Consider the following 9356-nt stretch of genomic DNA (forward strand, 5'->3'; position numbering starts at 1 on the left):
AAATATAGTGGATAAAATAAAGGTCAGTGCTATACTGAAAAATTAGGGTAAGAAATCCCCAACTGCTCATAGCCAAATCGTTGGCGGTAATTAAAAAAATGAACACAAATCTACTATCCTATATAAAAAGATACATCGAGCTGACTGACGAGGAGATTGCAGTCCTGCCAGAACATGTGAAGATTAGAACCTACCTAAAGGGGCAGTATATTGTACAGCAGGGAGACGTGTGCAAATATGAATCCTTCATCATTTCGGGTTGTGCCAAAACCTTTTTTATAGATACAGAAGGCAACGAACATGTAGTCATGTTCGCTATTGAAAATTGGTGGACAGCTGACTTGGGTAGTTTTATCACACAAGAACCTGCCGACTACAATGTGCAATGCCTGGAGAAAACAACAGTAGCACAATTCACACACGAAAGCCTCGAACTTTTATATACGCAAATCCCACAACTGGAACGCTTTTTCCGAATCATTATACAAAAAGCCTATGTGGCTTCTCAAAAGCGAATAGTTAGAAACTTCAGCCTCACCGCAAAAGAAAGATACCTCATTTTTCGTAATCGGTACAGGGACATCGAACAGCGTGTACCACAGTACCTTATCGCCTCCTACCTTGGAATAACAAAGCAATTTCTTAGCAAAATAAGAGCAGAACTTATATCAGAAAGTTAGCTTTTTGTTAATCTATGTGAACATCCTTTTTACTCCTATGTGAATTGCTGATAGCTTTTCCTTGCTGACCTTTGTCATTTCAAATTTTAAATACAAAGGATATGTCAAAATTATTAGAAAAAATCTCAGACTTGAATGACTTGATTCTTCAAGGCAAGGCAATGGAAGCCTTTGAAAAATACTATGATGAAAATGTCATCATGCAGGAAAATGATTCTGAACCAGTTGTTGGCAAAGAAGCCAACCGAAAACGTGAAGAGGAATTTTTCGGCAACATTACAGAATTCAGAGGTGCCAAACCGCTAAAAGTAACACTCGGAGAAAATACGACCATGGTAGAGTGGCATTATGACTACACGCACAAAGAATGGGGCGTACGGAATTATTCCCAAGTGTCTGTCCAAGAATGGAAGGGCGGAAAAATTATCAAAGAAAAATTTTACTATAACAATTAAATCGAAAAATATGAAACGTCAACTATTTCAAACTACAGATTCCTATGCACCACTTGTTATTCGTGTAATGTTAGGCGTGGTGGTATTCGCTCATGGGGCACAAAAACTTTTGGGTTGGTTTGGTGGCTATGGATTTTCAGGCACAATGGATTTCTTTACTGAAACTGTTGGTCTGCCATGGATTATCGGATTTCTGGTCATTATTCTGGAATCTATCGGTGCTATTGCTCTCATTGTGGGAGTAGCTACAAGACCGATTGCTGTCTGTTATATTTTTTTAGCATTTGGCATTGTATTCACTTCGCATATCCAAAATGGCTTTTTTATGAATTGGTTCGGAAATCAGCCGGGTGAAGGCTATGAATTTTTCCTTCTGTGGATAGGGATGGCGATTAGCCTAATATTTACGGGAGCAGGTAAGTATTCCATTGATGGAACAATCATCTCCAAAAATGAACATGTGCAAAAGCAATAACGGTGAAGTGGTTATCTAAAGCCTATTACAATTTTGTAACTTTGTGGCGGTTTGAAAGTGATAGCTTTTAAGCCGCCACTGCTTTTTGCAGGCCATTCAAAAAATGAAAGTGAACGATAATTTATCATCCTATTTAAAAAGATACATTGACCTGACCGAACAGGAAGACCAACGTTTTTTGTCTTTCCTAAAAAAAACGGTGTTAAAAAAGGGGGATTTCTTACTCAAAGCAGGGCGAACCTGCACGGCAAGATATTTTGTGGTAAAAGGTTGTGTGCGTTTGTATTATATTGACAGCAAAGGCAATGAGCAAATCATCCATTTTGGGCTTGACAATTGGTGGATAACGGAATACGACAGCCTAATCAACCAAAAGCCATCGAACATTTATATTCAGGCAATTGAGGATACCGTGCTATTAACTTTGAATCAAGCATCTTTTGAAAAACTGACCTTGGAAATCCCAAAAATCAATACCCTTTTCAGGATAATAATGGAAAAAACATTTATTGCCTCACAGCGTAGAATTGAATATATGTTAAGCTATTCGGGGAAAGAATTGTACCAAAAATTTGTTAACCAAAACCCGCAATTTCTGCAAAGAGTACCTCAATATATGATTGCATCTTACTTGGGGATGAGCCCTGAATTTTACAGTAAAATAAGAAGCAATATCAGGTAATCTCCTTTCTTGAACTAGATTAAGATTTTCCTCATTTGAGCCCGATACTTTTGTGTCATTAATCATTTAAAACAAAAAATTATGAGCACAAAACGTATTGACATTCATCAAGTCCAACCTTCATATTACACGCCTCTGATCGAATTGGACAAACAACTAAGGGACAGTTCGCTTACCAATGCTGATCTTCTACTGATTTACATCAGGGCTTCCCATATCAATGGCTGTGCCTACTGCATCCAATCGCATACCAAGGAAGCCATAGAAAAAGGAGAAAAACAATACAGGCTACACGCTCTGTCGGCTTGGGAAGATGCCCCGTTTTTTTCAGATGAAGAGCGAGCTATTTTACGTATTACTGATGAAGTTACGCACATCACCAGAGCAGGAATCACAGATGCTGTTTATACAGAAGCAAAAGATTTGTTTGACGACCAAAAAATAGCGGACATCATCATGGCGGCCACTTGTATCAATGCATGGAACAGAATAGGCAGAGGAACTTTATTGGAGCCTTTTAAATCACAAGAATAATCCAATCAAATGAAAAGGATAAGCCAAGAAATTGAAACAATTATTAAAAAGGTAAAACTCAGTTTTGTGGCTACCGTCAATCCTGATGGTAGCCCAAACCTATCTCCAAAGGCGTCATTAGACGTTTGGGACGATTGCCATGTGATTTTTGCACATATCGAGTCTTTTAACACTGTAGAGAATTTAAAAACCAACCCGAAAGTAGCCATTAACGTGGTTGATTTTTTCAGACGAAAAGGATTTTGTCTTGAAGGTGAAGTAACACTTTTTCAGCAAGGGACGCCCGAGTACGATTTTGTTGCTAAGCCATTATGGCAAAATCATGGTTCTCAATATCCCGTGCATTATGCCGTTAAAGTTAAAGTTGATGCTGTAAAAAGTCTGAAATCACCGGCCTATAAGTACGACCAAAATGCTACGGAAGATACCTTGGCAAAACATTTTTCTAAAATTTACAATAACGAGCTATGAACACTCAACAAAATAAAATCATAAAAATATTTCTACGGGTTGCTCTTTCAACTGCATTTTTGTCGGCTGTTTTTGACCGATCGGGCTATTGGCCCAAAGAGGTCTCTGCGTGGGGAAATTGGGAAAACTTCCTGAACTACACCCATACGTTGCTTCCTTGGATGCCTGACATCTTCGTTCCATTTGTCGGGCTCGTGGCAACCCTGTTGGAAGTGGTTTTTGCCATCTGTCTGCTCATTGGATTTAAAACCGAACTATTTGCAAAACTCAGCGGCATATTACTTTTATGCTTTGCACTGTCCATGACATTTACAACAGGCTTGAAAGCACCTTTGGACTACTCCGTGTTCACAGCGGCAGCAGCGGCATTTTCCCTTAGTATGATAACTAACAAGTATTTTGAAGTGGACGCTATACTCAAAAAGAACAAAAGCTAATTACTCGATAGTTGACAAAACAGGTAGAATATGACAATTAAGAAAATTCATTACATATCAGGACTGACGATAACGATTTTTATTGGACTGCATTTATTCAATCATTTTTGTAGCATTTTTGGTGCTGACAAACACATAGAAATAATGAACAATTTCCGACATTTCTATCGTAACATATTTGTTGAAACAGTCTTGTTGCTTGCAATACTTATTCAAATTATTTCAGGGCTGAAACTTTTTAGAACTAACCGAAAAATAGCAACATCTCAATTCGACAAACTTCATATTTGGACAGGTCTTTATTTGGCAATATTTTTCATCTTTCATTTGGGTGCCGTTTTAGTCGGGCGGCTTTTTCTACATCTTGACACTAATTTTTATTTTGGTGTTGCAGGACTAAATTCATTTCCTTTCAATCTATTTTTTATTCCGTATTACGGACTTGCAATTCTTTCATTTTTTGGACACATAGCAGCAATTCACAACAAAAAAATGAAGTCAGACTTCTTAAACCTGACACCGAAACAACAAGCAACTGCAATTTTGATTTTTGGATTTGTTTTGACCATTACAATATTTTACGGTCTAACAAATCAATTTAAAGGAGTAGAAATACCCAAAGACTATAAAGTACTTATCAGTAAGTAATAAATAACTACCGCCAACATTGGCTATACGTAATGCGGGCGAAAGAGCCAGCCGAAGGGTCTGTACTTTTATTCCGCCAAAGATACGCTTTGACGTTTTTGTAAAGAAAAATTAAACATAAAATCGTAGCTTTGGCTTCCGTTCGTGCTAAACCAAAAGTGAAGTGCTTTGAAATCCCGCACTACGCATAGCCGAGACCGTTGTATGCCATGCTGAAAAAGCCAACCGCACAAATAGCACATTTGGTTTTTGCCGACACACAAAGCCAATGCACGAAAAACCAAAAGAGCTATTTTTTGCCAACGCACAATGAAATAAATGACAGGAATTGAACACATAGATTTTGGTAAGCTTAAACCTTATGATGGAAAAGTAACTCAGTGCTTTGAACAGCTTTGTTACCAAATTGCATTAAAGGAATATGGACATCTTGGAAAATTCACTCCTATTGATGGTAGCGGTGGTGACGGAGGTGTTGAGTTCTACTTAAAACATAATAATGGGGAAACATGGGGTTGGCAATGCAAATTCTTCGGTGGTACGGGTAGACTAAATGATGGTCAAAGAAAGAACCAAATAGCTAGTTCTCTAGAAACAGCATGTAGAAATCATTCAAATCTGACAAAATGGACTCTTTGTATAAAAACTGACCTAACTGCGAATAGTCAAACAAAAACTGGCAAGCAGCAAAAAGGAGAACAAGACTGGTTTGATAACGACCTTCCAAAGAAAATACCTACTGGTAGAACTGTTAACCTTGAACTTTGGGGCGAATCGGACTTCTTAACATTACTCAATAGTGCAAAACATTTTGGTATTAGAAGTTTCTTTTTTGGTGAACTTGAATTCAACAACGAATGGTTCAAACGGAGATTTGATGAAAACTACCAAAAGGTAAAGGACAAATACGACCCAGATCTTCACAGTATTGATCAATACACCCAAACGATCATTGACTTCTCTCTTCTAAGTACGGATTATTTGAAACATTTAGAAGGTTTAAAAAAGGAGCTTCTCGAGAAAGCCAATCAAATAAAATCTGCTATAGTAGATTTCCGTGACGAAAAAATGATTTCAAAAAAAGAAGAAAGTCTTAGAGATAATTATGTTATCGTTTGTCAAGATTTTCAAAAGCATATTTCGTCAGTATTTGAAAAGATCGATTCTGTCAAGAATTGTTTCGTTGAATTTAAAGAAATAGAACTTTCATCTTTTCAAATAGAAGAATTGAGAAAGGACTTTTTCAAATACTTTGATAAGATTGATTATTCAGTCTTCGAAGAAAAGTCAAGGGCATCAAGAGATGCATCTTCAATTTCCTATCTCATATCTGAATTTGGTGAAATTTATGAACGTTTCTTCAGAAATTACTTCCACAAGTCTAAGAAAACTATTCACTTTATCTCAGACGCAGGTAAAGGAAAAACTCATCTTTCGTGTGATATCGCATTTAAGAGAATACAGAAGAATGAACCAGCTATTTTTCTTACAGGTGACAAGTTTTCAGGAGAAAAATCTATTTCTGAGGCGATAAGAAAAATCCTTGATGTTGAGAATAAATTCACGACAGATGAATTCCTTGAAGCTCTGAATGTTTACGGTTCGATAGTCAAGAAAAAAGTACCAATAATTATTGATGGACTAAATGAAACCATAGAAAGCAGATACTTTTCCCCTATTTGGAAAAATCACCTTGGCAGTTTTGAGACTAAAATTGAAGGATGCGAAAATTTAGTTCTCATTACTACCTGCCGTAACTCTTACAAGGATAGAGTTTGGAGTGATTCGAACTACAAATTTCATTATTTGTATGGATTTGACGACTATGAAACTATTCATGAGGCTGTCAACAAATATTTCAACAAATTCAAGATAAAAGCAGATCTATTTTTCGCTCGATTAGAAAAATTTCGAGAACCAATTTTTTTAAAAATATTCTGTGAAATTAAAAATCCGAATTGGAGAAGAGGAGAAACTGTAGAGGTCAATATAGAGGAGGAGTCCACCTATGATGTATTTAACGAGTATCTAGATCAAGTCAATCGCAGGGTAACAAATAACAACCATCTTTTCAGGGCTAATGAGCCTTTCATCAATAACAGCCTATCTGTTCTATCTGAATTCTTGTGGGAAAATGATTTACGCGAAATTTCTATAGATAAGTTCTACAACTTAATTGATGGAGATAAAGAGTACAATAAGGATAACTCAAAGGCGGATATATTAATCAATGAAGGATTGGTTATGACCCGCGATATAAGAGAAGAAATTGAATTTGTCAGTTTTACCTACGATATGCTCGCAGGATTTCTAATTGGTGTTAGATTAATAGAGCGTACTAACAATTTAAAGTATTTCACAAGCACAAAATTCATTAACAAGATAATACGAGAGAAAGGTCAGCATCCCTTGTATGAAGATGTACTATATGCATTGTGCATGTTATTGCCACAGTTGAAAAATGTTGCAATGCACGAATTGCTTGAAACCAATTGGAAATTACGATTTACCAAAAAGTCAATTTTTAAAAAACTGCCAAAGTTTGTTAAGAAACAATTTAAAAAACGTATTTCATTTTCAAATTACTGTTTTAATCAGTCAATCACTGCATTGTTCAGCCTACCAGCTCAATATGTTAAAAATACCGACCGAGAATTAGTAAGGTCACTATTCAACCGATCAAGTAAAAATCATAAACCACTGCTTGATCTTTTCTTTAAAACTATCAGTGATACTAAACACCCACTAAACGCTGAATTTATTTCAGAACTTCTTAGCTCTTTGGAAATGAATACAAGAGACCTAAGTTGGACAGAGTACATTAGAAAACGAGCTTATGATTTAGAAGAGTTCATTGAAGATTTTGAGCAACAAAGTAAATTGAATAAAAACGAGACGGAGATTTTGATGAGGAAACAACATCTTCTAGCAAAATTCATCCTTTGGTTTCTTACGAGCACCAACCGTAATCTTCGAGATAAATCCACAAGAGCACTTTATTATTATGGGCGGAAATTTCCTTCCTCATTTTCAAAGCTAGTTTTTGATTCATTGAAAATTAATGACCCTTATGTATGGGAGCGTACTTTAGCATGTTTATATGGGGTTGCAATGGGTAGTCACAAAACCATGACTTCGGATAGGTTTAGAAAAGAAATTCTTCCAGAAATTGGTAAATCATTACATGATTTTATGTTCAGAAATGACGCACCATTTTCAACCACTCATATTTTGGCTCGAGATTACGCGAGAAGAACGATAGAAATTTGCTTGATTCACCATCCCACATTATTGTCAGCAGATGAATTACAGGAAGTAAGACCACCTTATTCATTCGGAGGAATTAGGAACTTGGGTGAATTTGAATATGGGGAGACAGAATATAGCTACTCAGGGCCAATTCGTATGGACTTTAGTAATTACACAATTGGGGGCATTGTTAAAGATGGCGGCTCATATTCAAATCCGCCTGAAAAGATCAAAGTAAGAAAACAAATTTATTGGAGAATCCACGATCTTGGTTGGAGTGAGGAAATGTTTAAAGAGGCTGAAACCTCACTTGGTAATGATAATTACTACTCAGGTCGCACCGAAAGAGCCAAAGTTGAACGTTACGGCAAAAAGTACTCTTGGATTGCATTCTTTGAAAATGCTGGATTGAGAGATGATCAGGGACTTTTAGACAAAGATTGGGATAGGTTTAGAATTTCAGATGCAGACATTGACCCAAGCTTTCCAGAGAAGCCAGCAAATGAGCTTTTTGTCACGCATGATTTATTAGGTGATAGAGACATCCCACTGGAAGATTGGTATGAAAAAGGTGGAATGCCCCATCTTGAAGAATACCTAAAGCAAACGAATTTAAAAGGACGAGTAAGTGAGTGGATTGGCTTAGACGGCTTTATTGTGCAGGAAGACATGCCTGCGGAAAGAGAACGATTTACCTTTATTCGCAGCTTTTTGATTAAAGAGGAAGACTATGATAAAGTAATTCAACTGTTAAAGAAACAACATCTTGGTGGACGCTGGTTACCTGAAAAGCATGAGAATTATTATTCCTACGCAGGTGAATTATACCTATTTGATGATGCGACATACGACAACAATACTGAATTAGAATTTGAGATTGCAAAAAGGAAAAAGAAAGTAAAGCCAGGCGAACCTGGATATTATCCAAGAATTTTTTTCGATAGAAACGATGAAGGATTTCAAATTGACCAGGAATTTCCAGATGAGATTGAAATAGAAGTGTCAGAAATGGAGAAATTTGAAACATTAATGCCAGTGATGGAATATAATTGGGAAGGTCATCATTCTACTGTTAACCAAGCTGGTCATGTCACAGTTGTTGCTAAAGAGATTGTCAAACATTTAGAGTTAATTGACCAACCTCAAACTTTTGACTTGCTGAGCAAAGACGGTGAAATAGCTTCAGTCAATATTCATTACCGTCAAGAATACAATAACAATCATTCACTTGTATATCTCAGAAAAGATCTATTGGATAAATATTTAGAGGATAATAAAAAGAAACTTGTTTGGGCAGTATGGGGAGAAAGACAAGTGTCTTTTAAAACTAATGAACGGAGAACCGAATTCTTTAACGCTCATCCGTTCAAAGACCATCAAGTATTCCAAAAAATAATTGAATATGCTGAATAGACCACCCCTTAGCACCCATACACATTGGCAAGTCGCTCAAAGCAGCCACACAAGCCAAAACTTGCCAAAGAGTATGGCTGCCCCAACGCACGGACGAAGAAAAAGCACGGGCATACAACATTGTATAAAAGCAATAGCGGGTGAAGTGGTAAAATCAAGGTCTGTGCATTTAATAAACTTTTGTGGTGGCGGACAGGTAATCGCTTTGAAATCCGCTACTGCTCTTATACTAGACCGTTGGTGCTCATATAAATTGACTTTCGGTTAAAAAGAATGATCTGATTTTTAATGGAAAAAATCACTCGAAAAACC

The 9356-nt window shown here is 36.7% G+C and carries 9 protein-coding genes; all 9 read left to right on the forward strand.

Annotated elements, in window-relative coordinates; genetic code table 11:
• The first annotated feature begins 98 nt into the window (after window positions 1–98).
• The 9 genes from U1E44_RS16420 (at window position 99) to U1E44_RS16460 (ending at window position 9044) form a co-directional block, all read left to right on the forward strand.
• On the forward strand, window positions 99–680 hold the full coding sequence (locus U1E44_RS16420) for a Crp/Fnr family transcriptional regulator (protein ID WP_322932205.1): 582 nt from the start codon (window positions 99–101) through the stop codon (window positions 678–680).
• 101 nt (window positions 681–781) lie between these two features.
• Window positions 782–1135 carry a nuclear transport factor 2 family protein gene (locus tag U1E44_RS16425; RefSeq protein WP_322932206.1) on the forward strand — a complete coding sequence of 118 codons (354 nt, stop codon included), beginning with the start codon at window positions 782–784 and terminating at the stop codon, window positions 1133–1135.
• A 10-nt stretch (window positions 1136–1145) separates the two neighbouring features.
• Entirely contained in the window at window positions 1146–1610 is a 465-nt protein-coding gene (locus U1E44_RS16430) for a DoxX family protein (RefSeq protein ID WP_322932207.1), read from the forward strand.
• A 103-nt stretch (window positions 1611–1713) separates the two neighbouring features.
• Window positions 1714–2292 carry a Crp/Fnr family transcriptional regulator gene (locus tag U1E44_RS16435; RefSeq protein ID WP_322932208.1) on the forward strand — a complete coding sequence of 193 codons (579 nt, stop codon included), beginning with the start codon at window positions 1714–1716 and terminating at the stop codon, window positions 2290–2292.
• 81 nt (window positions 2293–2373) lie between these two features.
• A complete protein-coding gene (locus U1E44_RS16440; RefSeq protein ID WP_322932209.1) occupies window positions 2374–2826 on the forward strand; it encodes a carboxymuconolactone decarboxylase family protein in 453 nt (150 codons plus the stop codon).
• A gap of 9 nt (window positions 2827–2835) precedes the next feature.
• Entirely contained in the window at window positions 2836–3297 is a 462-nt protein-coding gene (locus U1E44_RS16445) for a pyridoxamine 5'-phosphate oxidase family protein (RefSeq protein ID WP_322932210.1), read from the forward strand.
• Complete coding sequence (locus U1E44_RS16450; RefSeq protein WP_322932211.1) at window positions 3294–3734, forward strand: hypothetical protein; 441 nt, start codon at window positions 3294–3296, stop codon at window positions 3732–3734. Before U1E44_RS16445 ends, U1E44_RS16450 begins: the two co-directional genes overlap by 4 nt.
• A 30-nt stretch (window positions 3735–3764) precedes the next feature.
• The gene (locus U1E44_RS16455) at window positions 3765–4382 is read left to right on the forward strand and encodes a hypothetical protein (RefSeq protein WP_322932212.1); all 618 of its coding nucleotides are present in this window, start codon (window positions 3765–3767) and stop codon (window positions 4380–4382) included.
• Between the two features lie 318 nt (window positions 4383–4700).
• Complete coding sequence (locus U1E44_RS16460; protein ID WP_322932213.1) at window positions 4701–9044, forward strand: NACHT domain-containing protein; 4344 nt, start codon at window positions 4701–4703, stop codon at window positions 9042–9044.
• Window positions 9045–9356 lie beyond the last annotated feature (312 nt).

Origin of the sequence: Aurantibrevibacter litoralis (genome assembly GCF_034651555.1) — a bacterium.
Lineage (GTDB): Bacteria > Bacteroidota > Bacteroidia > Flavobacteriales > Flavobacteriaceae > Aurantibrevibacter > Aurantibrevibacter litoralis.

Bases quoted from the DNA above. Each gene is read 5' to 3' on its own strand.
- U1E44_RS16420 (WP_322932205.1), top strand. From the start codon at position 99: ATGAACACAAATCTACTATCCTATATAAAAAGATACATCGAGCTGACT.
- U1E44_RS16425 (WP_322932206.1), top strand. From the start codon at position 782: ATGTCAAAATTATTAGAAAAAATCTCAGACTTGAATGACTTGATTCTT.
- U1E44_RS16430 (WP_322932207.1), top strand. From the start codon at position 1,146: ATGAAACGTCAACTATTTCAAACTACAGATTCCTATGCACCACTTGTT.
- U1E44_RS16435 (WP_322932208.1), top strand. From the start codon at position 1,714: ATGAAAGTGAACGATAATTTATCATCCTATTTAAAAAGATACATTGAC.
- U1E44_RS16440 (WP_322932209.1), top strand. From the start codon at position 2,374: ATGAGCACAAAACGTATTGACATTCATCAAGTCCAACCTTCATATTAC.
- U1E44_RS16445 (WP_322932210.1), top strand. From the start codon at position 2,836: ATGAAAAGGATAAGCCAAGAAATTGAAACAATTATTAAAAAGGTAAAA.
- U1E44_RS16450 (WP_322932211.1), top strand. From the start codon at position 3,294: ATGAACACTCAACAAAATAAAATCATAAAAATATTTCTACGGGTTGCT.
- U1E44_RS16455 (WP_322932212.1), top strand. From the start codon at position 3,765: ATGACAATTAAGAAAATTCATTACATATCAGGACTGACGATAACGATT.
- U1E44_RS16460 (WP_322932213.1), top strand. From the start codon at position 4,701: ATGACAGGAATTGAACACATAGATTTTGGTAAGCTTAAACCTTATGAT.